A 23,631-nucleotide genomic window follows, 5' to 3' on the forward strand; every position below is an offset into this window, starting at 1 on the left:
GACCGATAGGTCTCTTGTTATGGCGCCTTCTCGAGACGGTCGTAAGACACGGGTGCCTCCAGTCGGCCGCCTTCACCGGGAAAGACCTTTGCGCGAGCGACTGCGGCGCTTGCCGTCGCTTCACTGCCGAGAATGAACGCGCGCCGCATCGGCTTGATCAACAACAAGGCAATGAGGGCCGCGGTGGCATTGAGTGCAACCGCGACGATGAACACGGCCTGCCAGCCGAGCTGGGAAGAGATGATGCTCGCGAGCGGCACGAGCAGCGCCGCCGTGCCCTTCGCCGTGTAGAGCATGCCGTTGTTGGTGGTTGCGTATTTGGCGCCGAACGTGTCGCCCGACGTCGCGGGAAACAGGCTGTAGATTTCGCCGAAGACGCCGAAATAGATCGCCGTGGCCAGCACGAAGACAACCGGAATGTGACCGTAGGTGGACAGCGTCAGCAACATCAACGCCGCAGTCGCGAACGCGATGAACATCGTGTGCTCGCGGCCGATATTGTCGGAGACCCAGCCGAAGAGCGGACGGCCGAAACCATCGAAGACGCGATCGAGCGAGATGGCAAAGGTCAGTGCCGCCATCTGGAAGCCCGCCAGGGTGACCGGCGTGTCCGCGATCTTGAAGTCATGGGCGATGGGCCCGATTTGCGCGGCGGTCATCAACCCGCCGGAAGCCACCATGACGAACACCAGGTACATGACCCAGAAGATCGGGGTGCGCAGCACTTGGGGCGGGGTGTAGTCGATCGCGCTCTGCGGCAGATTGAGCCGCTTCCTCCTGGGCGCCTCGACGCCATCCGGCGGGCGGACGAACCAGGCCAGCAGGATGACGATGAGGCCTTGCCCGATCCCGAAGGTCAGGAAGGTGCTCTGGTAGCCGCTGGCGGCAATCATGTTGGCAATCGGTACGACGGTGAGGGCCGCACCGGCGCCAAACCCGGCGGCGGTTGCTCCTGCGGCCAGGCCGCGGCGGTCCGGAAACCATTTCAGCGCATTGCCGACGCAGGTGCCGTAGACGGCGCCGGCGCCAATGCCCGCGACGATTGCTGCCGCATAAAGCGTGACGAGAGATGAGGCGTATGAGTTCATGACCCAGGCCAACCCGATCATCAGCCCGCCGAACGTGATGACGATGCGGGGGCCGTATTTGTCCACGAACCAGGCCTCAACCGGCACGAGCCATGTCTCCGTCATCACGAAAATCGTGAAGGCGAGCTGGATGGCTGGACGACCCCAGTGAAACTTCGCGTCGATCGGGTCAACGAACAGCGTCCACCCATATTGCAGGTTGGCGATCATCGCCATGCAGACGATGCCGATCGCCAGCTGCAGCCAACGGAAGCCGCCGGGCGATGATGCCGGTTTCGTGGAGATCATGTGCGCTCCTGAGGCAGATAATCGTCGTTTGGGCCGGCTGCGTCGGGCTGTCGCCCGCCGCCGCCTACTGACGGAATTCGTTGGTCAGCTCGCCGATTCCGTCGATCGCGACGGTGACCGTGTTGACGGGCTCCTTCATCACCCCGACGCCTATCGATGTCCCGCAGCAGATCAGGTCGCCCGGCAACAGCGTCATGTCGTGCGAGATCTTGCTGACCAGCGTCTGTGCGCTGAAGATCATGTCCGCGATCGGGTAGTTCTGGCGCTCGACGCCGTTCAGGATGGTGCGCACCACAAGGCGTGCGGGGTCGAGACCTGAGGCAATGACGGGACCGAAGGGTCCATATCCATCGAAGCCCTTGGCCCGTGCCCATTGCGGGAAGGTCGGGTCGCGATTGAGGATGTCTGCCGCGGTGACGTCGTTGGTGCAGGTGTAGCCGAAGATGAAGGCGTCGGCCTGCTCGGGCGCGACCGCGGTGCAGCTTTTGCCGATGACGATGCCAAGCTCGCCTTCGTAGGTCGTCTTGCCATCATAGCCCAAGGGGCGCCTGATGACGGCGCCAGGCGTGGTGACGCTGGTTGGCGCCTTCAACAGGTACAACGGTTCGGCAGGCTCAGGTGATTTCAGCTTCTCCGCAAGCGCGTGAAAATTGTTCCAGAGCGCGATGATCTTGCTCGGTTGCGTCGGGGCGAGCAGCTCGACGTCTTCCAGCGCCAGCGTTTGTCCAGTCGGTCGCGGGTCGCCGAACATGTCCCCTTCGTGCACGGAGATGCCGGACGGGGTGAGTTGCCCGAAGCCGATTTTGGCATGGCGGCGGAAGCGGACCCAGCGCGTAACATTGGCCATCGGGATCACGCCACCGCCAGCGTTTCTGCTGCTGCGGCGCCGGCCGCCCCGTCATAGAGGCCGGCCAACCTGGTGCGCTGTGCGACCAGGGCCAGCACCGCATCGAGGGCGGGCGTCGCGATATCAGTCATCCGGCCCATCTCCTGCACCACGGTGATCAGCGGATCGATCTCGACCGGACGTCCACGTTCGAGATCCTGCAGCATCGAGGTCTTGTGCGCGCCGACCTTGCGCGCACCTTCGATGCGGCGTTCGACATCGACCCGAAACTTGACGCCGAGGCTTTCCGCGATCGCCTGGGCCTCCAGCATGATCGCCCGGGACAGCGCGCGCGTGCCGGGATTGCTGCAGATCACGTCGAGGGTCGCGTGGGTGAGGGCGCTGATCGGGTTGAAACAGACGTTGCCCCACAGCTTGAGCCAGATCTCGTCACGGATACGGTCGAGGACCGGCGCTTTCATGCCCGCGGCCACGAACAGCTCGGAAAGTTTCTGGACGTCGGACGTGATCTCGCCGGAGGGCTCGCCCAGCGGAAAGTTGTTGCCGTAGACGTGGCGGATCACGCCGGGCGCCTCGATTTCGGTGGCGGGGTACACCACGCAGCCGATGGCGCGTTCGGGGCCCAACTCGTTCCACTGCCGACCGCCAGGATCGATGCTCTCGAGCGTCGATCCTTCGTGCCGACCACCGTGCTTGTGGAAATACCAATAGGGAATGCCGTTGACGGCAGTGACGATGCGTGTGCGCTGACCCAGCAGGGGCTGCATGGGTTCGATGACGCCGGTGATCGAATGCGCCTTGAGGCAAATGATGACGTAATCCTGCTCGCCGAGTTCGGCGGGGTTATCGGTACAGCGAGGATGCACGACGCGCTCCTCGCCGCCGATCAGGAGCTTGAGGCCGTTCTGCCGCATTGCGGCGAGATGCGCGCCCCGCGCGACCAGGCTGACATCGGCACCAGCGCGCATCAATTCGACACCGAGATAGCCGCCGATCGCACCGGCGCCGTAGATGCAGATTCTCATGAGATCCTCGCAAGCAGAATGGGGACACAGCAGGAGCCGCAGCGGCTCGAACCGAGTAGCGTGGCAATGGACTTGGGTAACCTGTCAGGCCGCGCAGGCGGCTTCCTCGTAAGCAAGGGTGATGTCCCGCATGCTCACGACGCCGACGAGCCGGCCGTTGTCGATGACGGGGATATGGCGGATCCCGTGACGGGCCATGAGGCGCTCGACATCCGTGAGCGCATCTTGCGAGTTGCAGGACACCAGCGGTCGCGGCGAAATGAACTGCGCGACTTTCATGGCAAGACCATTGGTGCCGCGCTCGGCGATCACAGCAACGACGTCGCGCTCGCTGAACATTCCGACCACCGCGGCGTCCTTGCTGCGCGAGGCGCTTCTGACCACGAGGGCGCCGACATTGCTCGCGTACATCAGGTTCGCCGCAATGCTCACGGTTTCGTTCGAGCCGATCGCCACCAGGTGCGGACTGTTGTTGCGAAGGATGTCCCCGACGTACATGGCAGCGTGCTCCCGGTTGCGTGATTAGGTCGTTTCGAAATAATCGTGGTATACATTATCCCAGAAGTCAAACAAAAGAATCGGCGAGTTTTGTAATAGAAATGGCAAAAATACTGACCTATTCGAGAGTTCGATCAGCTTGACTCTTGGGTATTTTGGCATGCCATATGCCAATCCAAGCACTCGTTCTGCATGGGCAATTTCGTTCTGAACCGCAACCGGTTAGGGTCAGGTCGTGATGAAAAGAGAGCCGATCCGGCGCAAGCCGTCCGATCCCGATCTTCGCGCGCAGCCGGAGCAGGACGTACGCGACGGTGGTGTTCAGTCCGTCGATCGCGCCATGCAAATCCTGGAGACACTTGCGGAGGATGATGAAGGCTATCGGCTGACCGACCTGGCGATCCGTACCGGCCTGTCGCCCTCGACCGTTCATCGTCTGCTGACCACGCTCGAGAACCGCAGGTTCGTGCAATTCGACCGCGAGGAGTCCAAGTGGCACATCGGCGCGCAAAGCTTCGTGGTCGGCTCTACCTTCGTGCGCCGGCGGAATTTTGCCGCGCAGGCGCTGCCTTATCTGCGCAAGCTGCGCGACCAGACCAGGGAAACGGCCAATCTTGCGGTGGTCGATGACGAATCCATCATCGTCGTGTCCCGCATCGAGAGCCGCGAGATCATGCGCTCGCTGACCAAGGTCGGCGGGCGCGTCGCGATGATCGCTTCCGGAGTGGGCAAGGCGGTGCTGGCTACTTATTCCGATGCCGACGTCAACGCGATCATTCGCCGTCAGGGCATGCCGCGGCTGACGGAAAAATCGATCGTACGGCCCGGCGAGTTGTTCAAGGAATTGGAGAGCGTGCGGCGTCAGGGTTATGCGGTGGATGATGAAGAGGCGCGCCTCGGCCTGCGCTGCGTGGCTGCGGTCGTCTTCAACGACTGCAACGAGCCATATGCCGCGATCTCGGTATCGGGCATGGCGGACAGGCTGACGAACGAACGCTTGCCGGAGATCGGTACGATCGTGCACCAGATCGCGGCCGAACTCACAGCCGAACTTCGCGGGAACCGCACGCAGCAAGCGCAGGCGTAAGGCGGGCCGCAATTTCGTCCTTAACGATTTCCACTTCTTCGCTGGCGCTAATCGATTGAAGAGGCGCAAGAAATCGCGAGCCTTGCCACAGCGCGGAAATTCCAATCGATTGCGTTGAGATCGATGCTCGCGGGCCTGATGATCCTGCTCAGGCCAACTCATAGCGAAGCGGGATCATCACATGAAGATGCGAGCGGTGGATGCAGCGGTCCGCATACTGGAACGCGAGGGGATCACTTGCGCTTTTGGCGTTCCCGGCGCGGCGATCAATCCGCTTTACTCCGCACTGAAGCGCAACGGCTCGATCAGTCATATTCTGGCGCGGCACGTCGAAGGCGCCTCGCATATGGCGGAAGGCTATACCAGGGCGCAGGCGGGTAATATCGGCGTTTGCATCGGCACATCGGGCCCCGCCGGCACCGACATGATCACCGGGCTCTATTCGGCGATAGCGGATTCGATTCCGATCCTCTGCATCACGGGTCAGGCGCCGCGGGCGCGGCTCTACAAAGAGGATTTCCAGGCCGTCGACATCGAGTCGATCGCAAAGCCGGTGACGAAATGGGCCGTCACCGTGCGCGAGCCGGCGCTGGTGCCCCGCGTGTTCAGCCAGGCTTTCCATGTCATGCGGTCGGGGCGGCCGGGACCGGTGCTGATCGATCTTCCGCTCGATGTGCAATTGGCCGAGATCGAGTTCGACGACGAGACCTATTCACCGCTGCCGGTCTACAAGCCGACGGCGACGCGCAAGCAGATCGAGAAGGCGCTCGACATGCTGAACGCCGCGGAGCGGCCGCTGATCGTGGCGGGCGGCGGCGTGATCAACGCCGATGCTTCCGAGCTGCTGGTCGCCTTCGCCGAAGCTGTCAACGTTCCCGTGGTTCCGACGCTGATGGCGTGGGGCGCCATTCCTGACGATCACGCGCTGATGGCAGGCATGGTCGGCTTGCAGACCAGCCATCGCTATGCCAACGCCACGATGCTCGAATCCGACTTCGTGCTCGGCATCGGAAATCGCTGGGCCAACCGCCATACCGGTTCGATCGAGACCTACACGAAGGGTCGCAAATTCGTCCATGTCGACATCGAGCCGACGCAGATCGGACGGGTCTTCAATCCGGATCTCGGTATCGTCTCGGACGCCAAGGCCGCGCTGGAAATGTTCGTGAGCGTCGCCAGGGAGTGGCGGAAGTCCGGGAGGCTGCGCGATCGGCAGGCCTGGCCCGCCGCCTGCCGCGACCGCAAGCGTTCGATGCTGCGCAGGAGCCACTTCGACAACATCCCGATCAAGCCGCAGCGCGTGTACGAGGAAATGAACAAGGCCTTCGGCCGCGACACCTGCTACGTGACCGTGATTGGATTGTCGCAGATCGCCGGCGCCCAGTTCCTCAACGTCTACAATCCACGCAACTGGATCAACGCTGGCCAAGCCGGCCCTCTCGGCTGGACGCTGCCGGCCGCGCTTGGCGTGCGCGCCGCCGATCGCGATCGCGACATTGTCGCGCTGTCGGGTGACTACGACTTCCAGTTCCTGATTGAGGAGCTCGCCGTCGGGGCGCAATTCAATCTGCCCTACATCCACGTCGTCGTGAACAATTCATATCTCGGCCTGATCCGGCAGGCGCAGCGCGGCTTCGACATGGACTATCACGTCCAGCTCTCGTTCGAGAACATCAACGCGCCCGAGATCGGCGGTTACGGCGTCGACCATGTGGCCGTTGCGGAAGGGTTGGGCTGCAAGGCGATCCGGGTCACCGATCCGAACGACGCGCAGGCGGCGTTCGCGACCGCGCGCGAGCTGATGGCGAAGCATCGCGTGCCCGTGGTGGTGGAGTTCATTCTCGAGCGGGTGACCAATATCGCGATGGGAACGGAGATCGACAACATCGTCGAATTCGAGGAGGTGCTCGATCTCCCGCTCGATGACGTGCCGAGCGCGTCACGATCCGGCACGCTGTTGCCGGCCTGACGACATCTTTCAACGCTACAAGCGGAGATACGACCCGTGCCTCAATTTGCCGCCAACCTCACCATGCTCTTCAACGAGCTGCCGTTCCTCGATCGGTTCGCGGCCGCCAAGGCCGCCGGCTTCAACGCAGTCGAGTATCTTTTTCCTTATGACTTCGAAAAGGGCGCGTTGCGGGAGGAATTGGCGCGCTGTGGGCTGACCCAGGTGCTGCACAATCTTCCGGCCGGCAACTGGGCCGCCGGCGAGCGGGGCATCGCGATCCTGCGCAATCGGGTCGATGAATTTCGCGACGGCGTGGTGCGTGCAATCGACTATGCCAAGGCGCTGGATTGCCGGCAGCTGAACTGCCTGGTGGGCATCGCTCCGGCCGATACGGATAGGGCAGAACTGCAGGACGTCCTCGTGTCCAACCTGCGCTTCGCTGCCGGCGCGCTCGGCCAGCACGGCATCAAGCTCCTGGTCGAACCGATCAACACGCTCGATATTCCCGGCTTCTTCCTGAACCGTACGGAACAGGCGGTGCAGCTCATTTCCGAGGTGGGCTCGTCCAATCTGTTCATCCAGTACGATATCTATCACATGCAGATCATGGAGGGTGATATCGCGCGGACCCTGCAGAAGCATCTCGGCCGGATCGCGCATGTCCAGCTCGCCGACAATCCGGGGCGTTATGAGCCGGGAACCGGCGAGATCAACTACTCCTATCTGTTCAAGCATCTCGACAGCATCGGGTATCGGGGCTGGATCGGATGCGAATACAAGCCGCGGACGACCACGCTCGAGAGCCTCGGCTGGCACGCCGCGCAGACTTTCGTGACCTAGAGCTTGTTCCGTTCCGATTGAATCGGGACGGAGCTCTGGAATTTTGTTTTGACGCGTTTTCTTCACGCGAGCCGAGATTAGCTCGCCGGAAAACGCCTTCATCCGCCTGACAGGAGCAACGACAATGAAAGACATCGGATTCATCGGACTTGGCACCATGGGACGTCCGATGGCAGGCCACCTCCTGGCTGCCGGCTATCGCCTGTTCCTGCACGACGTCGTCCCCCTTGCGCCCGAGCTGATTGCAGCCGGCGGCATCGCTTGCGAGTCCGCCAAGCAGGTGGCCCAGGAAGCCGACGCCGTGATCATCATGGTGCCGGACACTCCGCATGTCGAAGCCGTGCTGTTCGGTCAAGGCGGCGTCGCGGAGGGCATCTCCAAAGGCATGATCGTGGCGGATATGAGCTCGATCTCTCCGCTGGCGACGAAGGAGTTTGCACGCAAGATCGATGCGCTCGGGGCCGACTATCTCGACGCGCCGGTCTCCGGCGGCGAAGTTGGCGCAAAGGCGGCCAGCCTGACCATCATGGTTGGCGGGCGCGAGCGGGCGTTCAATGCGATGAAGCCCCTGTTTGAAACGATGGGGAAGAATGTCACGCATGTCGGCGGCAACGGCGACGGCCAGACCACCAAGGTTGCGAACCAGATCATCGTGGCGCTGACCATCGAGGCAGTGAGCGAGGCGTTGCTGTTCGCCTCCAAGGCGGGGGCCGACCCCGCGCTGGTGCGCCAGGCGTTGATGGGTGGCTTCGCGTCGTCGCGAATCCTCGAAGTACACGGCGATCGCATGCTGAAGCGCAATTTCGATCCGGGATTCCGCATTGAGCTGCATCAGAAGGATCTCAACCTCGCGTTGGAAGGTGCGCGCGCGCTTGGCTTGTCGCTGCCAGGCACTGCCGCAGCCCAGCAGCTGTTCAACGCCTGTACGGCCCTCGGCGGCAAAAGCTGGGACCATTCCGCTATTCTGAGAGCGCTGGAAGTCATGGCTGGCCACGAGGTCGCGGCTGCCTGAGCGCCGCGGAGGGGAATGGACGAAAATATCGCGGGCTCGGTCGGTGCGCGGGAGGCGGTAGCGCTTACCCGCCACGGATCAGGCGCCTGGCGCCCAAGTCGGTCGTTCGGGGTTCGGATCGCTTGCTGGGCATTTTCCGGTGTCCCTAGAGCGCCCCGTGAGGACGAACAAGGTTGTCCGTCCACACCTCGGCAATGTGAGACAGTGCCAGATCCGGCTTGCGCTCGAGCAGAAGTTCGAGCACGCGCGGCGGCGTCAGGGGTAATTCCTGCACCCGCTTTCCTGTCGCGTTGGCAACGGCGCAGGCGACGGCGGCGCCAACATTGAGGATCGGCACCTCGCCGGCGCCCTTGGTGCCGAGCGGCCCCATCGACGGCGCGCCCTCATAGAGGCTGATCTCCACCGGTACGACGTCGAGCGCAAGCGGTACGCGGTAGGTCTCAAAGCCGCTTTGACTGACACGGCCATTGCTGCCGATCGTCACCTCCTCGTGCAGGGCGTAGCCCAGACCCTGCACGACGCCACCCTGGATTTGGCCATGGATTGCGCGTGGATTCAGCGCACGCCCGACGTCCTGGACCACGCGATAGCTTAGCACCTCGACATGCCCGGTCTCGGGATCGACGGCGACCTCGCAGTCGTGGACGGCGAAGACGGGGATGTCGATCGCGTCGATGAAATGACCGGCAACGCAACCGGGCATCGCCGGCACCCCGGCGCCGGTGAAGGCGCCGGTGCCGGCGACCGGTCCGCCCAGCGCTTGAGCCCGGGTCGCGACCTCAGCGACGGTGCGGCCGGAGCCCGGCGCGCCCGCGATCTCGATCCGACCATCGCGCATGACGAGATCGCCGGGTGCGGCTTCGATCATCTCGGAGGCGATCCTCAAGAGCTTCGTGCGGACCTCCTGTGCCGCCGACAGGCTGGCTGCGCCGAGCGAGACGGTGGTGCGGCCGCCACCGACGCCGACATCGTAACCGGCCGCATCGGTATCGGCGGCGCGGACGATCACTTGCTCGGGCGCGATGCCGAGCGTGCTGGCAACGATCTGCGGCAGGCTCTGCATCATCGAGCCGGATCCGATCTCGACACCCGACGTGACCAGGGTCGCCGTGCCGTCGGCGTTCATGTTCACCGTCGCGGCCGACGGGCCGACGAAGACGAACCAGGTGCCGACGGTGGTCGCACGTCCAAGGAGCTTGCCGTCGGTGCGCGCCGGCAGCGGCGCTGCCGCATCGCGCAACGTATCCATCCGGTCGAGCATCGGGCCGAGCACATCGCCCTCGAATACCTGGCCGGTGGCGCCGAGATCCTTGTCGCCGAGCACATTGCGACGCCGGAAGAGAAGTGGATCCATTCCGATCCGCGCTGCGATCTCGTCGGTGTGCCGCTCGAGCGCAAAGGTGTTGTAGACCCCGTTGCAGCAGCGGAACGCACCGTTCGGCGCCGTGTTGGTATAGACCGCGCGCGAGACCATGCGCACGCTGCCAAGCCTGTAGTTTCCGCCGAGCGTGTGGGCGGTCATGGTGGTCAGGAAGATCTGTTCGCCGCCATAGGCGCCGCAGTCCATCAGTACGACCGCCTCGCGGCCCACGATTTCTCCCTCGCGCGTCACCGCCGAGCGGATGCGGATATCGGCGTTCTCGCGGAACAGGCAGGTCAGCATCTCGTCCTCGCGGAAATTGACGAGGCGCACCGGCCGGCCGCTGGCGCGGGCGAGGAGGGCGGCGAAGGGCTCAACCGCCAGATCGAACTTGAGACCGAAGCCGCCGCCGACCGGCGGCACGGTGACGCGCACCTGCGACGCCGGCACGCCCAACACGCGCGCGGTTGCATTGCGGACGCTCCAGGGAACCTGCGTCGACGTCTCGATATGGAAGCGCCCGTCCTCATAGCTTGCGACGACCGCGCGCGGCTCGAAGGCCACGTGGTTCTGCCGGCCGACGCGATAGAGACTCTCGACGATCTCGACGTCAGGCCGCGCAAAGGCGGCGTCGACGTCGCCGCGAACGACGGTCGCCTCCCAGGCGACATTGCCGGCACGCGCGCCGCCTTCGAGCAGCACCTCATAGCTGCACCAGTCCGGATGAACCAGCCGCGCATCTGGTGCCAGCGCATCCGCCATGGTCAATATTGCGGGGAGTTGCTCGATCTCCACGTCGATCGCCGCGAGCGCGGCCTGCGCCTGCGCCAACGTGACGGCTGCGACCGTGGCAAGCGGTTCGCCGCCGTAGCGAATGGCATCGCGGGCGAACAGCGGGTGATCGGCGATGCCGATGCCGATCATGCCGGGCGCGTCCGCCGCCGTCACGATCGCACGTACGCCCGGCATGCGGGCAGCCCTCGACGTGTCGAGGCGAATGATCCGGCCCGAGGGCACGCCGGCACGCAGCACCGCGGCGTGCAGCATGCCCGGCAGATATCGATCGATGGTGTAGCGCGTACGGCCACGCAGCTTGTCGGCGGCGTCCCGCCGGCGCAAATCCATCGTCGCGGAAACGTCGGACATGCTTGCGCCTCCCGATTATGCGTTGGCCAAGGCGAGCAGCGTCGCCTCGACGATGCGTTCGTATCCCGTGCAGCGGCAGATGTTCCCGGTCAGTGCCGCCCGGATATCGTCACGGGTGGCGTCAGGCCGGGTCGTCAAGAGATGCGTCAGGCTCACCACCATGCCGGGAAAGCACATGCCGCATTGGACCGCATCGCTGGCCTCGAGGGCCGCCTGGATGCGGTTCAGTTCGCCGTGAGGCGCGAGGCCTTCGACGGTGCGGATCTCGCGGCCATCGGCGAGCGCGGCGGGCAACAGGCACGATGGCGTCGGCTCGCCGTCGACCAGCACCATGCAGGCTCCGCAAAAGCCCTCGCGACAGACCGGTTTCGCGCCGGTCAGATGCATCTCCTCGCGCAGAATGTCGATCAGCGGCGTGGCTGGATCGGTCGCGGAGGAAAGATGATCGCCGTTCACGGTCAAGTTGAATCCCATGTCGATCCCCACCAATTCAGGAGCCAAGCGCTGCGATCGCAGCGCGGCGGACGAGACCGGGTAGCACGCTGACCCGATACCAGGCCGGGGCATCAACGCTGTCGCGGCCGACGAACTCGTCCGCCAACGCGGCCGCGGTCTGCGCGGCCTCCGCCGCATCGAGCGGACGTCCGATGAGCGCGGCCTCGAGCCGCTCCCAGCGGCGCGCCACCGGCTCGACTGAACCGACCGCGACGCATGCCGCCTGGATACGGCCCGCTGCATCGATGCTGACCGACAGGCTGACAATGGCGACCGGGTAGTCACCCGATTTGCGCAGCGGCAGGCGAGCATGGGCGCTTTTGCGCGCCGCCCGCGGCAAGATGATCCGCGTCACCAGATGACCGGGGGGAAGGGACGATCGGATCTTCAGGAAATGCGCCAGGCCGATGCGCTCGCGGCTGCCGCGTGCGGACATTTCGACTTGGGCATCGAGGCAGAGCAGCGCCGGCACGCAATCCGCTGCGGCGAATTCCGCCGTCGCAAGGTTGCCGCCGATCGTCGCCATCGCGCGGATCGCGGGATTGGCGGAGCGGCCGGCGGCGTCGACCAGGACCGCGAATTCCGGAAGATCGGCCAGGGCCGCCGCGAGTGCCGCATGCGTAACCGCCGCGCCGATCTCGATTGCATCGCTGTCGATACGGACCGTGGTCAGCTCGGCGATCTTGCCGATCGCGACATAGTGTGGCTTCAACCGTTCGTGGCGGATCGGCGACCGCATGATCCATGTGCCGCCCGCAAAGGCAGCGCCGGCCGCGCCGAATTCGCTCAGTGCGTCGAGTGCGGAAGCGAGCGAGGGCGCGACGTAGATCGACGCAGGTGCCTCGTGCGTCTCGCTAGCGACGCTCTGCATGGGAGAACCCGTCGTCATTGGCGCCGCTCCAGTCGCAGGCGATCGAGCAGAACGCCGACGATGACGATCGCGCCGAGCACGACCATCTGGACGTATCCGTCGATCCGGGTGAGGTTCATGCCGTTGGACAGAATGGTGATGAACAGGGCGCCGAGCACTGCGGTGCCGACTCCACCGCGCCCGCCCGCCAGGCTCGTTCCGCCGACCACGGCGCCGGCAATCGCCTGCAGTGAAAGCGCTCCGCCGAGGTTCGGCTCGCCCGATCCGGTCCGCGCCGTCATCATGATCGCGCCGAGCGCCGCAAGCCCGGAGCACAGGATATAGGTCGCGATCAGGGTGCGCTTGACCGGCAGGCCGGCGACCGCCGCTGCGCGCGGGTTGGTGCCGATGAGGTAAAGCGAACGGCCGAACACCGTCCGCGTCAGGGTCCAATGGAGCACGGCGCCGACCCCGACCGTGATCGCGATGGCCGCCGGGATACCGAAGACGCTGCCGCCGTAGAATATCTGCGAGAACGGCGCCGGCACGCCTTGCACGGGCCGTCCGGACGACAGCGTGGTCGCAACTCCGATCGCGATATTGTAGCTGCCGAGCGTTGCGACGAAGGGGTTGACCCCGAGCAGCGCAATAACCACGCCGTTGAAGAGGCCGCACGCGGTGCCGAGCAGGAAACCGGCAGCGAGCCCGGCGAGCAGCACGGCGCCTGTACCATGGCCCGACGCCGTGGCGCCGGCCATCGCCAGCGCGGTGCCGACGCTCACCATCGATACGGTCGGGCCGAGGGCGAGGTCGAAGCCGCGCGTCAGGATCACCACGGTCTGGGCCATCGCGAACAAGGCCAGATAGCTGGTCTGCTGCGCGATGTTGAGCAGGTTGGCCGGCGACAACACGCCGCGGTCGACCGCCGCGAAGCCGAGCAACAGGGCCACCAATGCGACCGGCAGCACGGCGCTCCAGAGCCATCGACCCGGCGCCAATTTCGGGCGATCCGCGTTCTTGGAGGCGACGGACAATTCGAGGTCAGACACGAGCCTTGCTCCGTCGGCTGAGTTCGTCCAGTGCCACGGCTGCGACCATGATGACGCCGAGGAAGACCGGCTGCAGCCGGGAGTCGACGTGCAGGAGGTTGAGCGCATTGCCCAGGATGGTCAGGAACAGGGCGCTGATGGCGACGATTTCGATGCGCCCGACGCCGCCGCGCAAGCTGACGCCGCCGATCACGGCGGCCGCGATTGATTGCAGCATCATCCGGTCGCCGCCGAAGCTGGCCTGGCCGGAGCCGACCTGCGCGGTCAGCAGGATGCCGGTCAGTGCCGCGAGCATGCTCGAGACAACGTAGGTGCCGACGACGTGGCGCTGGATCGATACGCCCGACACGATGGCCGCATCGACATTGCCGCCGATTGCGTAGACGTAACGGCCGAACAGTGTGCGCCGCTGCGCAAACACCATCACGATGATGATGACCAGCGCGACGTGGACGGCGGTCGGCAGGCCGAGCGCCTGGGCGCGCCCAAAGCCCTTCACGAAGATGTCGGGCATGCCGTAAACCGGGATTCCGTTGGTGATCATCAGGCCGACGCCCGCAGTCGCCGACATCGTGCCCAGGGTCACCACGAAGCCGGATACCTTGAGCTTCGCCACGCAGAAGCCGTTGACGAGCCCGACCACGGCCCCGGAGCCGAGTCCGGCCGCTATCCCACTGGCAATGATGAGGGCGTTGTTGCCGGGAAACGCGGTGGCTGCGGCGGCCATGGTCTTGGCGGTGACGACGCTCGCAAGCGCCACGACGGCGCCGACTGAAAGATCGAAGCCGCCCGCGATGATGACCAGCGCCTGACCGCAGGCGACGATCGCGAGCAGCGACGCGTTGCGCAGGATGTTGAGGATGTTGATGATGCCGTAGAACTGCGGATCGACCGCCGACATGCCGGCGACGAGCAGGACCAGCAGGGCCGGCAGGAACCCGACACGGCCTGCGATCGATCGCAGACCGATCGCGCCTTGCGGGTTTGCGGTGACCAGCGCGGTGTTCACGCGACCTCCGCGGCGAGATGGTCGCGGAAGAAGCTCGACAGCACGTTCTGCTCGGTCTTCTCGGCGCCCTTCAGTTCGGCGGCGATGCGGCCGTGATGCATGACGTAGAGCCGGTTCGACAGCGCCAGAACCTCCGGCAATTCCGACGACACCACGATCACGGCGGCGCCGGCCTCGACCAGGCGCTTCATGAACTGGTAGACCTCGAGCTTGGCGCCGACGTCGATCCCGACGCTCGGCTCGTCGAACAGGAACACGGTCAGCTCACGCGTGAGCGCGCGTGCCAGCATCACTTTTTGACGGTTGCCGCCGGACAGCGCGCCGGCGCTCTTTTCGATGTTCGGCGGCCTCAGCTGCAACCGCTCCATGATGTCCGCGATCGTGGCGCGTTCGACGGCCTGCCGCAGCATGCCGAAGCGCGCGAACGCGGGCAGGTCGAGCACCGTCATCGATGCGTTCTCGCGGATCGGACGGGACAGCGCGAGCCCTTCGGCAACCCGGTTGGCAGGAAAATAGGCGATGCCGCGCTTGAGGCTTTGCTTGGGGGTCGGGAATTCGTAAGGCAGACCGTCGATACGGATCACGCCTGATGCCTTGGGCTCGATGCCGTAGACCGCGCGGATCAGCTCCGATTTGCCGCAGCCGACGAGACCTGCGATGCCGGTGATCTCGCCGGCGCGGGCATGGAAATTCACCTCCTGAACGCTGCCGTCCGCGAGCGTCAGGTTTTCGATGTCGACCATCATTTTGTCAGGCCGGTGGGCGATGGCCGGGAACAGCAGGTCGATCCTGCGGCCGGTCATCAGTTCCACCAGCTCGCCGTCGGTCGAGCCGGCGGCGTCGAGGGTTTGGATGTGGCGTCCGTCGCGCAGCACCGTCACACGGTCGGCAAGGGCGCGGATTTCGCGCATGCGATGCGAGACATAGATCAGCCCGACATTCTGGCTCTTCAGGCGCGCGATCAGCTCGAACAGCCGTCCGGTCTCGCGCTCCGTCAACGAGGCGGTCGGCTCGTCAAGGATCAAAAGGCGCACGCGGCCGAGCAGCGCCTTGGCGATTTCGGCCATCTGCTGGTGCGCGCGGGAAAGGTTGTCGATCCGTTGCGCCGGATCGAGATCGAAGCCGAGCTCGTCGATCAGCGCCCCGGCGCGCTTGCGCATCTCGCGTGAGCGCAGCACGCCGCCGTGCGTGACCTCGCGGCCAAGGAACAGGTTCTCTTCCACCGTGAGGCTCGGGATAAGCGAGAACTCCTGAAAGACCGGGCTGATGCCGATCGTGCGGGCCCGCTGCGGCGTGAGATGATGGATCTCCTCATCGCCAAAATGGAACGTGCCTTCGTCCGGCGGAAACGTTCCCGAGACGACATTGATCAGGGTCGATTTGCCGGCGCCGTTCTCGCCGAACAGGACGTGAAGTTCGCCGGCACGAACGTCGAGGTCGACCCGGTCGAGCGCGCGAACGCCTGTGAAGCGCTTCGATATCCCCCGCAATCGAAGCAGAGGCTCGGCAGGCTTCGGGGCGATCTCGACATCCATCCGCGTCTCCGTTGGGCCGTGAGCAAGACGGGCAGGAGCAGGTGCTCCCACCCGGCACCATTCGCAAGCGGCTTACTTGGCCTTGACCGAATAGACCGGTGTCCAGCTTGCCGGCGCCAGCACGAGGTCCATCTGCAATTTCGGTACCGTGGTCTTGTCGATGACCGCGGCGATCGGCTGGACAAGGCTCATGACCGGCTTCTTCTCGATGAGACGCACCGCCTGATCGATCGCGACGGCGCCTTCGCCGACCGGATACTGGGTTGCGAAGGCGAGGATGTCGCCGCGGTTGAGCGCGTCGAGCATGGCCTGGTTTTCGTAAGACGATACGATCTTCAGGTCGCTTCGGCCGGCCTCGGCAACGGCGCCGATCGCAGCTTCAGCGGTAGGGGCGGTGCCCCAGATCACGTTCATAGCGGGATAGGCCTGCAAGGCGTCCTGAATGAGCTGAAGCTGCACGGCGACGCCGGAGTCGCCGAATTTCTCGGCCAGAATCTTGGCGTTCGGGTTCTTGGCAACGGCCTTCTTGAAGCCTTCGTTGAACGACTCCGCCCAGCCAGAGCCGGCCGGACCGGGGAACGTCACGATGTTGAGTTTGTCGGCAGGCTTGGATTGCGCCAGCAGGCCGGCGCCGGTGACTTCGCCCATGGCGACGAAGTCGACGTAGTTGGCCGCGGGCAACGCGTTCGGCGGCAGCGGGTTGGTGACGCCGACGACCGGCACGCCCTTGGCCTTGGCTTCCTCGAACTTCTTGCTGAGGCCTGCGCCGGAGATGGCGCCGACGATGATGGCGTCCGGTCCGCTCGCCATGCAGTCATCGAATTGCGACAGCTGTTTCGGCAGGTTCTCGTAACCTCCGGCCTCGTAGAGGTTCATGTTGACGTTCATCGCCTCGGCCTGTTTGACGATGCCATAGGCAACAGCGACCCAGAAGCTGTCCTTCATGTGCGGAAACAGCACGCAGAGCCTGTAGGGCTTCTCGGCCTTCGGCAGCGGCGTGTACTCGGCCGGCTTCGGTGTGCCGGACGACGCGTCGTAGACCTTCATCGGAAACCACGGCGTCTCGGCCGCGGCCGGCGCGACCGCGGCGGCAAGGGTGAGGCTTGCGGCAAGGCCGAGCGCGCGGCGGATCGGCCAAACTCGATTGGGGGAAAGGCACGTCGTACTCGTCATAGCACAATCCTCATGGCTCGAATGAAAGTGGAGGGGCGATGTCGGATCCAGTTTTTCGTGAACGCTCTGTGCCGCCGGCGGCAGCGCGGCCCGGCGATGGCTATCAACCCGCTTTCCATGTTGCGACCGAGCGCCGCTCGAACACTTCGCGGAACTGGCGCGTGGATTCGGGAAGCAAGGCGCCGGTGCCCCAATCGAGGATCACCGCGTGCATGCGGATCGCGTCGAGCGCGTCGATTGCCCCGCTGCGATAGCGTTGCGCCACCAGCTCCGGATCGAGCCGGACATTGGCAACGCGCTCGGAGCGGATCTTCGCGCGGAGCGCCTCGGTCGCGACCTTGTCGACCTCGTAGTTGCAGAGCTCGGCGTCGATGGCGTGCACCACGACGCCATAGTCCTTGGCGGCGCGCTCGACCGAAACATAGTCGTCCTTGATATCCTCGACGACGAAGTTCGGATCGCGCTCAAGCGGATCGCCAAACCCGCCGCCGCCGGCGGTCGGCCGCGAGAAAGTGTCGCCTTCGCCGATCGGGACGTCCGAGAAGATCGAGCCGAGCCGTTCCTCGGACGTGCTGCCGGCGCGCTTCAGGGTCAGGCCGTGCGGCATCGACGGCAGGCCGCCCTCGATACCCCACACGATCGCACGCTCGCGGTCGCAGATATAGGAAATCACGGTTTTTTCGGCCTGAAGCATCCGCGACGTCTTCACCACGCCGGCGCCGCCGCGCCACTTGCCGGGGCCGGGAGAGTCCTTGAGGATCTCGCATTCCGTGGTCAGGATCGGGTTGGCGCGCTCCTGGCCTTCGACCGGCTGCGACATCAGGCCGGTGCCGAAGCAGGCGGTCGTGACATTGCTGCCGTCCTTGCCGTTGCGCCCGCCCCAGCCGCCGGGCAGCCAGTCATAGAACATGAAGATCGGCTTGTCGGAGCTACGGGCATCGAGCCCGCCGGTGAGCAGATATTCGAGATTGAACGCGCAAGCGAGCGCGCGCTCCGGCATCAGCTTCGACCACATTTCGTAGATCGAGTTCATGATCTTCTCGAACGGCATCAGAAAGCCGGTGACCGCGATCGGCCATTTGGCATCGACGATCGAGCCTTCGGGGGCGATGATCTCGAAGCAGCGGTAGAAACCGGAATTGAGCGGCAGGTCGGGGAAGAATGTCTTCATGCCGGCGGCGACGGCGGAAAAGGTCGCGCCGAACGCCGAATTGTAGATCGAGCCGATGGTCGGATGGCTGCCGGTGAAGTCGTAGATCGCGCGGTCGCCCTTGATTGTCATCTTGATGCGGATCGGGATCATGCCTTCGCCGCCGGCCGGATCGCGGTCGATGAAATCGACCGTCTCCCATTCGCCGTCAGGAAGCGCTGCGATGCGTTGGCGTGCCGAGCGTTCGACATAATCCTGCACGGCGGCAAGCCCGGTCTCGACGGTATCACGGCCATATTTGCCGACCAGGCGCAGGATCTCGCGTTCGCAGACGGCCGTCGCTTCGGCCTGTGCCTGGATATCGCCGATGATCGAGGCCGGATCGCGCGTATTCGAGGCGATCAGATGCGCGACGTCCTTGCGCAGGCCGTTCTTGTCGAACAGCCGGACCGGCGTGATGCGCAGGCCCTCGCGGAACATCTCGCGGGCGGCGACGTCGAACGATCCCGGCACGCTGCCGCCGACGTCGGACCAATGTCCGTTGGACTGGCTGAAGGCGATGATCTTGCCGTCGGCGAAGATCGGACGGATCAGGCGGACGTCCGAGAAGTGCGTGCCGCCGGCATAGGGATCGTTGATGGCGAAGACGTCGCCCTCATGCATGTCGCCTTCGAAATGGCGCATGACATCCTTGCAGGTGAAATGCAGCGTGCCGACGTGGACGGCGATATCCTGGTTGCCCTGCGCCGCGCATTCGCCGTTGGCGTCATGCAGCGCGCTCGAGAAATCGCGATTGTAGATGACGAAGGAGTAGCAGGTCCTCAAGACCTGCTCGCCCATCTGGTCGACGCTGGTGATGAAGGAGTTCTTCAGAACCTCGAAGGTCACGGGGTCGAGCGGGAGAGCTCCGGCCATGTTCACTCCTTCACGCGGATGATGATGTTGAGATATTTGTCGACCTCGGCGCTGGCGCCGGGCGGTACGACGGTGGTGGCATCGACCTGCTCGATGATCGCGGGGCCTTGAAAGGAGAAGCCGCAGGGCAGGTCGTCGCGCCGATAGACGGGTGTATCGAGCCCGCTGCCCTCGAACCAGACCCTGCGGCGGCTGACCGGCTCGGGGCTAGCGCCGGTCGGCTCGTGAACGGCAAACTCGGCCTTGGGGACCACCCCCACTGCCTTCAGATTGAGACGGAAGAAGCTGACCGGTGCGCTGTCGCGGCGGAAATTGTATTCGCGCTGATGCTCGGCATGGAAGCTCTGCACCAGATCGGCGATCGCGCCGATCGGCCGCGGCGCGTTGACGGCAAGCGAACGCCACTGGCCGCGATACATCATGTCGATCGAGCGCTGCAGCACGATGTCCTGCTGCGCGACGCCCTCATGGGTCAACCGCGCGAGCGCGGCTTTCTCGAGCTCGGCGAACTGCGCCTCGATCTCGGTGGCGTCGGCCTCGGCGGCGTCGGCCATGCAGCTTTGCGAAAAATCGTGCTGCATGTCGACGAGCAGGCAACCGAGCGCTGAGGTCACGCCAGGATTGGGCGGTACGATCACGACGGGAATCGCCAGCTCACGTGCGACGTCGACCCCGTGCAGGGCACCGGCGCCGCCAAACGCCACCAGCGCAAAATCGCGTGGATCGTAGCCGCGACTGATCGAGATCAGCCGCACCGCATCCGACATGTTGGCGTTGGCGACCTTGACGATTGCATCTGCGGCTTCATGCAGGCCGAGGCCGAACGGCTTGGCAACGCCGCCCTCGACCGCTTGCCGCGCCAGCTCGGGGTTGAGCTTGACCTTGCCACCGGCGAGATCGGTGCCAAGCCGGCCGAGCGTCACATTGGCATCGGTGTTGGTCGGTTGCGTATTGCCGTTGCCATAGCAGGCCGGTCCCGGATAGGCGCCGGCCGATTGCGGGCCGTTGCGCAGCGAGCCGGCCGGATCGGTCCAGGCCAGCGAGCCGCCGCCGGCACCGATGGTGAGCACCTCGATCGATGCGAAGCGGATCGGATAGCCGAACTCGATATGCCAGTCCTTGGTGATCCGCGACTGCCCCTCATAGGCCAGCGACACGTCGGTCGACGTGCCGCCCATGTCGAGGCCGATCGAATGGGGGAAACCGCAAAGACCGGCGATATGGCGGCTGGCGATGGCGCCGGCGGCGATGCCGGAGCCGGCAAGGCGCGCCGCAAAATCCTTCACGCTCGCCGGCGTCATCACGCCGCCGCCGGTGTGCAGCAGCAGAAGGTCGCGGGTGTAGCCCTCGTCTGAGAGGCGCTCGCCGAGCCGGCTCGTGTAGTTGACGACGACCGGGCTCACCACGGCATTGGCGACCGTCGTCGAGAACCGCTCGTGCTCGAAGATTTCGGGAAGCACCTGCGAGGAGATCGAAACCGGAATGTCGGGCATCTCGGCCAGCAGAATATCGCGCATCGCGCGCTCATTGGCGCCGTTGAGATAGGCGTTCATGAAGCACACCGCGACTGCGGCGACGCCGCGACGCTTGAGGATACGCGCGACGCTGCGCGCGGCTTCGACGTCGAGCGGCTCGATCACCGTGCCGGCAGCATCGACGCGTTCGGGCACGGTGAGGCGGTCGCGCCGTGGCACATAGGGCCGGACCACGTCCTTGTAGGTGTCCCAGAGGTCCTCCTTGTTGGCGCGCCGGATCTCGATGACGTCGCGGAACCCCTTGGTCGTGACCACCGCGGTGCGCGGCAGGCGGCGCGTGATCAGCGCGTTGGTGGCAATAGTGGTGCCGTGCGAGAACAACGCCACCTTCGACAGGTCGATGCCGGCCTTGGATACGCCGCCCATGATCCCTTCGATCGGGTCGCGCGTGGAGGAGGTCTTCTCGATGCGCACGAGACCGGTCGTCTCGTCCATGATGCAGATGTCGGTGAAGGTGCCTCCGACGTCGACGGCCACACGAAGGTTCTGCGCCATGCCTCTTCCTTTCGAACGAGCGTTTCGCCGATCTTAGGCAGAGCGGCGGCTTCCGTTCTTGACGCTGAGCGCAGGAAGATTTGTGCGAGAGAGCGAACCGTGCCGGTGCCCATACATGCCCAGACCGGCGGCGGTGTGCCTAAGAATCGATCAGCAGGACAGTCTTCAGGAGTTGGCTGTGCGCGAAATGGCGCGTGCCTCGCTCGGGGTGCATCCGAACCGGCCGCGATAGTTGCGGCTGAACTGCGCCTGGTCGGCAAAGCCCCATTGATAGGCGATTTCCGAAATGCTCTTGCGGCAGTTCGCATCGCGCAGCAGGGCGTCGCACATTGAAAGGCGCTGGTTGCGGATGTAGGCGCAGACGGTCAGACCTTCGCCCTCGAAAATCTGGTGCAAATAGCGCAGCGAGATGCCGCAGCCGTCGGCAATCATCTGCGGCGTGAGCCGCATATCGTCGAGGCGGGCACGGATGAACTGCTCGCAACGCAGCAAATGGCCGTTGCGCACGGAGGACGAGTGACCGGTCAACACACGGTCGTCGGATTCAATGGCCATCGCAAGCAGCTCGATCAGGTGCTTGCCCATCATCGTGCGCGCCGTCTCGTCCATTTCCTCGATCCGTTCACCGGACAGGCGCAGCGTGTCGACGAACAGCGCGCCGACGCTGCGGCTGGCGTCGAATTGCAGCGTCGCGAGGCGCTCGGGCCGGGAAATGCGGGCGCGCAGCACTGCGCTCGGGATCTTCAGACACCACAGCGCCGTCGGATCCTGATGGCTGAACTCGTAGGGTAGGTGGCTGCGTTCGATCAGGAACGCGCCCGGCCGGCATTGCACCACTTTGCCGTCCTGCTCGAAACGGATTTCGGCGAGCTCGGGCACCGTGATCAGGAAGGATTCCTCCCGCTCGCTCAGGAGATGCCGCTCATGCCGCTTGTACAGCAGGCCGTTGGCAATGTTGCGGGACACTGAGACAGGGCCCATCGACCAGGCGCCGAGGCGCGCGTTGAAGTCGCGCGTGCTCGGGAAGCGCAGGTCGAGCGAGTAATAGGTCTTCGAGACGACCTCCTGCCAGTACTGGCGGCGGGTCTGCGACGGAATGTCGTTGGTCGTGTACGTGACTTGCATGTCTCACTCCCGCCGCCGGCTGTGCCTCCGGTCGTCGTGTCCCCGGACAAAGTTTGGCGAGGACAGCCGGACGGCGTCAAGTCGAATAAAACGGAAACTGATATTCTAGATTCCGATGGCCTCCTCGGCCTGGTGCCGGTGATCGACGCTGACGGGGGGCCGGGCCGGCCCGACGCCGGCAACCGCAAAGCGCATGAAATCGCGGAAAGCCATCGCAGCCTCCGATGGCTTGGTGTCGCGACGCCAGGCAAGACCGATGTCCATGCTGGGCACCTCGTCCTCGATGACGCGGGTCTCGATCCGCTGCCCCTCCAGCGACCAGGGCCGGTAGATCAGGTCGGACAGAATGGCGATCCCCATGCCGCCGGCGACCATGGAGCGGACGGCTTCGACTGAGGAGGTGCGGAACACCGTCTTCGGTTCGAGTGAAGCGTTGTTCCAATAGCGCATCGAGGTGTGCTTGGCCTCGTCGACCGTGAGCATGACGTACGGATAGGTCGCGATGTCAGCGAGGTGGACCCGCTCGGCACGGGTCAGGGGATGCTCGGGCGCAAGCCACAGCCGGCGCGGCGATCGCAGCAAGGTCTCGCTGGTGAGCATGGCGTTGTCGCGCAGGTTCGAGACCAGCATCACCGCGAGGTCGAGCGCACCATCGACGAGCGCGCGTTCGAGCACGTCGCGCGGCGCCTCAAACAGCTCGATCGTGATTCCGGGGAAACTCGCCTTGAAGCGCATCTGATGACGCGGCAGGAAGTAGCCCGACACGGTGTAGGTGACGCCGACGCGGATCGTCCCGAACAGGGGGCCGGCGGACATCTGCGTGTCGCGCACCGCTTCGGCGACGGCGGCGAGGATTTGACGACCTTGGGAGAGGAAGCGGCTGCCCTCCATGGTGACGGTTACGCCGTTCGGCGCGCGCTCCAGCAAGCGGGCGCAGACGGTGGCCTCGAGCTGCTGGATCGCCGCGGTGACCGCAGATTGCGAGACGTTGAGATCGATGGCCGCCTGGCTGATCCGCCCGGTCTCGGCGGCGGCGACGAAGTAGCGGATCTGTTTCAGAGAAACGGACATCGCGGTTGTTCCGATGTTTGCATAACTCATGAGCAGTGTTTCTCAGCCCGAATGTGTCCGCTGCAACTCTCGTGCCGCCCGACGGAC

General features: G+C 64.8%; 19 protein-coding genes. 4 read left to right on the forward strand and 15 right to left on the reverse strand.

Annotated elements, in window-relative coordinates; translation table 11 throughout:
* Window positions 1-17 precede the first annotated feature (17 nt).
* The 4 genes from oxlT to AC1VNY_RS13635 form a co-directional block, all read right to left on the reverse strand.
* Window positions 18-1,376, reverse strand: a complete 1,359-nt coding sequence (gene oxlT / locus AC1VNY_RS13620; RefSeq protein WP_482405513.1) for an oxalate/formate MFS antiporter — start codon at window positions 1,374-1,376, stop codon at window positions 18-20.
* 64 nt (window positions 1,377-1,440) lie between these two features.
* Window positions 1,441-2,223, reverse strand: coding sequence for a fumarylacetoacetate hydrolase family protein (locus AC1VNY_RS13625; protein WP_482405514.1), 783 nt, complete (start codon window positions 2,221-2,223; stop codon window positions 1,441-1,443).
* Window positions 2,224-2,228: 5 nt separating this feature from the next.
* Window positions 2,229-3,248 (reverse strand): 2-dehydropantoate 2-reductase, encoded by a 1,020-nt coding sequence (locus AC1VNY_RS13630; RefSeq protein WP_482405515.1) that lies wholly within the window; start codon window positions 3,246-3,248, stop codon window positions 2,229-2,231.
* A gap of 84 nt (window positions 3,249-3,332) precedes the next feature.
* The gene (locus AC1VNY_RS13635) at window positions 3,333-3,746 is read right to left on the reverse strand and encodes a CBS domain-containing protein (RefSeq protein WP_482405516.1); all 414 of its coding nucleotides are present in this window, start codon (window positions 3,744-3,746) and stop codon (window positions 3,333-3,335) included.
* Window positions 3,747-3,984: 238 nt separating this feature from the next.
* Here AC1VNY_RS13635 and AC1VNY_RS13640 point away from each other — a divergent pair, with 238 nt between their 5' ends.
* The 4 genes from AC1VNY_RS13640 to AC1VNY_RS13655 all read left to right on the forward strand — a co-directional run bounded on the left by AC1VNY_RS13640 (window position 3,985) and on the right by AC1VNY_RS13655 (window position 8,636).
* Window positions 3,985-4,833: an IclR family transcriptional regulator gene (locus AC1VNY_RS13640; protein ID WP_028345071.1), complete on the forward strand. Its 849-nt coding sequence runs from the start codon at window positions 3,985-3,987 to the stop codon at window positions 4,831-4,833.
* Window positions 4,834-5,014: 181 nt separating this feature from the next.
* A complete protein-coding gene (gene gcl / locus AC1VNY_RS13645; RefSeq protein ID WP_482405517.1) occupies window positions 5,015-6,802 on the forward strand; it encodes a glyoxylate carboligase in 1,788 nt (595 codons plus the stop codon).
* Between the two features lie 36 nt (window positions 6,803-6,838).
* Window positions 6,839-7,624, forward strand: coding sequence for a hydroxypyruvate isomerase (gene hyi, locus AC1VNY_RS13650; RefSeq protein WP_137479294.1), 786 nt, complete (start codon window positions 6,839-6,841; stop codon window positions 7,622-7,624).
* A gap of 124 nt (window positions 7,625-7,748) precedes the next feature.
* On the forward strand, window positions 7,749-8,636 hold the full coding sequence (locus AC1VNY_RS13655) for a 2-hydroxy-3-oxopropionate reductase (RefSeq protein WP_482405518.1): 888 nt from the start codon (window positions 7,749-7,751) through the stop codon (window positions 8,634-8,636).
* A 145-nt stretch (window positions 8,637-8,781) separates the two neighbouring features.
* Here AC1VNY_RS13655 and AC1VNY_RS13660 read toward each other — a convergent pair whose 3' ends face one another.
* The 11 genes from AC1VNY_RS13660 to AC1VNY_RS13710 all read right to left on the reverse strand — a co-directional run bounded on the left by AC1VNY_RS13660 (window position 8,782) and on the right by AC1VNY_RS13710 (window position 23,544).
* A complete protein-coding gene (locus AC1VNY_RS13660) occupies window positions 8,782-11,142 on the reverse strand; it encodes a xanthine dehydrogenase family protein molybdopterin-binding subunit (RefSeq protein ID WP_482405519.1) in 2,361 nt (786 codons plus the stop codon).
* A gap of 15 nt (window positions 11,143-11,157) precedes the next feature.
* Complete coding sequence (locus AC1VNY_RS13665; RefSeq protein ID WP_028345066.1) at window positions 11,158-11,616, reverse strand: (2Fe-2S)-binding protein; 459 nt, start codon at window positions 11,614-11,616, stop codon at window positions 11,158-11,160.
* 16 nt (window positions 11,617-11,632) lie between these two features.
* Window positions 11,633-12,526 carry an FAD binding domain-containing protein gene (locus AC1VNY_RS13670; RefSeq protein ID WP_482405520.1) on the reverse strand — a complete coding sequence of 298 codons (894 nt, stop codon included), beginning with the start codon at window positions 12,524-12,526 and terminating at the stop codon, window positions 11,633-11,635.
* Window positions 12,523-13,536: an ABC transporter permease gene (locus tag AC1VNY_RS13675; RefSeq protein WP_482405521.1), complete on the reverse strand. Its 1,014-nt coding sequence runs from the start codon at window positions 13,534-13,536 to the stop codon at window positions 12,523-12,525. Before AC1VNY_RS13675 ends, AC1VNY_RS13670 begins: the two co-directional genes overlap by 4 nt.
* Entirely contained in the window at window positions 13,529-14,545 is a 1,017-nt protein-coding gene (locus AC1VNY_RS13680; protein ID WP_209909430.1) for an ABC transporter permease, read from the reverse strand. Before AC1VNY_RS13680 ends, AC1VNY_RS13675 begins: the two co-directional genes overlap by 8 nt.
* The gene (locus AC1VNY_RS13685; RefSeq protein WP_482405522.1) at window positions 14,542-16,080 is read right to left on the reverse strand and encodes a sugar ABC transporter ATP-binding protein; all 1,539 of its coding nucleotides are present in this window, start codon (window positions 16,078-16,080) and stop codon (window positions 14,542-14,544) included. The genes AC1VNY_RS13680 and AC1VNY_RS13685 overlap by 4 nt, the downstream gene beginning before the upstream one ends.
* 72 nt (window positions 16,081-16,152) lie before the next feature.
* Entirely contained in the window at window positions 16,153-17,253 is a 1,101-nt protein-coding gene (gene torT / locus AC1VNY_RS13690) for a TMAO reductase system periplasmic protein TorT (RefSeq protein WP_482405523.1), read from the reverse strand.
* A gap of 103 nt (window positions 17,254-17,356) precedes the next feature.
* Window positions 17,357-19,318, reverse strand: coding sequence for a hydantoinase B/oxoprolinase family protein (locus AC1VNY_RS13695; protein ID WP_482405524.1), 1,962 nt, complete (start codon window positions 19,316-19,318; stop codon window positions 17,357-17,359).
* A gap of 2 nt (window positions 19,319-19,320) precedes the next feature.
* Window positions 19,321-21,348, reverse strand: coding sequence for a hydantoinase/oxoprolinase family protein (locus AC1VNY_RS13700; RefSeq protein ID WP_482405525.1), 2,028 nt, complete (start codon window positions 21,346-21,348; stop codon window positions 19,321-19,323).
* Window positions 21,349-21,513: 165 nt separating this feature from the next.
* The gene (locus AC1VNY_RS13705; RefSeq protein ID WP_482405526.1) at window positions 21,514-22,473 is read right to left on the reverse strand and encodes an AraC-like ligand-binding domain-containing protein; all 960 of its coding nucleotides are present in this window, start codon (window positions 22,471-22,473) and stop codon (window positions 21,514-21,516) included.
* Between the two features lie 105 nt (window positions 22,474-22,578).
* Window positions 22,579-23,544 (reverse strand): LysR family transcriptional regulator, encoded by a 966-nt coding sequence (locus AC1VNY_RS13710; protein WP_482405527.1) that lies wholly within the window; start codon window positions 23,542-23,544, stop codon window positions 22,579-22,581.
* Window positions 23,545-23,631 lie beyond the last annotated feature (87 nt).

It is taken from the genome of Bradyrhizobium ferriligni (genome assembly GCF_056837965.1).

Excerpts from the sequence above, each read along its gene's own strand:
- oxlT (WP_482405513.1), bottom strand. The coding sequence starts at position 1,376 with ATGATCTCCACGAAACCGGCATCATCGCCCGGCGGCTTCCGTTGGCTG.
- AC1VNY_RS13625 (WP_482405514.1), bottom strand. The coding sequence starts at position 2,223 with ATGGCCAATGTTACGCGCTGGGTCCGCTTCCGCCGCCATGCCAAAATC.
- AC1VNY_RS13630 (WP_482405515.1), bottom strand. The coding sequence starts at position 3,248 with ATGAGAATCTGCATCTACGGCGCCGGTGCGATCGGCGGCTATCTCGGT.
- AC1VNY_RS13635 (WP_482405516.1), bottom strand. The coding sequence starts at position 3,746 with ATGTACGTCGGGGACATCCTTCGCAACAACAGTCCGCACCTGGTGGCG.
- AC1VNY_RS13640 (WP_028345071.1), top strand. The coding sequence starts at position 3,985 with ATGAAAAGAGAGCCGATCCGGCGCAAGCCGTCCGATCCCGATCTTCGC.
- gcl (WP_482405517.1), top strand. The coding sequence starts at position 5,015 with ATGAAGATGCGAGCGGTGGATGCAGCGGTCCGCATACTGGAACGCGAG.
- AC1VNY_RS13655 (WP_482405518.1), top strand. The coding sequence starts at position 7,749 with ATGAAAGACATCGGATTCATCGGACTTGGCACCATGGGACGTCCGATG.
- AC1VNY_RS13660 (WP_482405519.1), bottom strand. The coding sequence starts at position 11,142 with ATGTCCGACGTTTCCGCGACGATGGATTTGCGCCGGCGGGACGCCGCC.
- AC1VNY_RS13665 (WP_028345066.1), bottom strand. The coding sequence starts at position 11,616 with ATGGGATTCAACTTGACCGTGAACGGCGATCATCTTTCCTCCGCGACC.
- AC1VNY_RS13670 (WP_482405520.1), bottom strand. The coding sequence starts at position 12,526 with ATGACGACGGGTTCTCCCATGCAGAGCGTCGCTAGCGAGACGCACGAG.
- AC1VNY_RS13685 (WP_482405522.1), bottom strand. The coding sequence starts at position 16,080 with ATGGATGTCGAGATCGCCCCGAAGCCTGCCGAGCCTCTGCTTCGATTG.
- torT (WP_482405523.1), bottom strand. The coding sequence starts at position 17,253 with ATGACGAGTACGACGTGCCTTTCCCCCAATCGAGTTTGGCCGATCCGC.
- AC1VNY_RS13695 (WP_482405524.1), bottom strand. The coding sequence starts at position 19,318 with ATGGCCGGAGCTCTCCCGCTCGACCCCGTGACCTTCGAGGTTCTGAAG.
- AC1VNY_RS13700 (WP_482405525.1), bottom strand. The coding sequence starts at position 21,348 with ATGGCGCAGAACCTTCGTGTGGCCGTCGACGTCGGAGGCACCTTCACC.
- AC1VNY_RS13705 (WP_482405526.1), bottom strand. The coding sequence starts at position 22,473 with ATGCAAGTCACGTACACGACCAACGACATTCCGTCGCAGACCCGCCGC.
- AC1VNY_RS13710 (WP_482405527.1), bottom strand. The coding sequence starts at position 23,544 with ATGTCCGTTTCTCTGAAACAGATCCGCTACTTCGTCGCCGCCGCCGAG.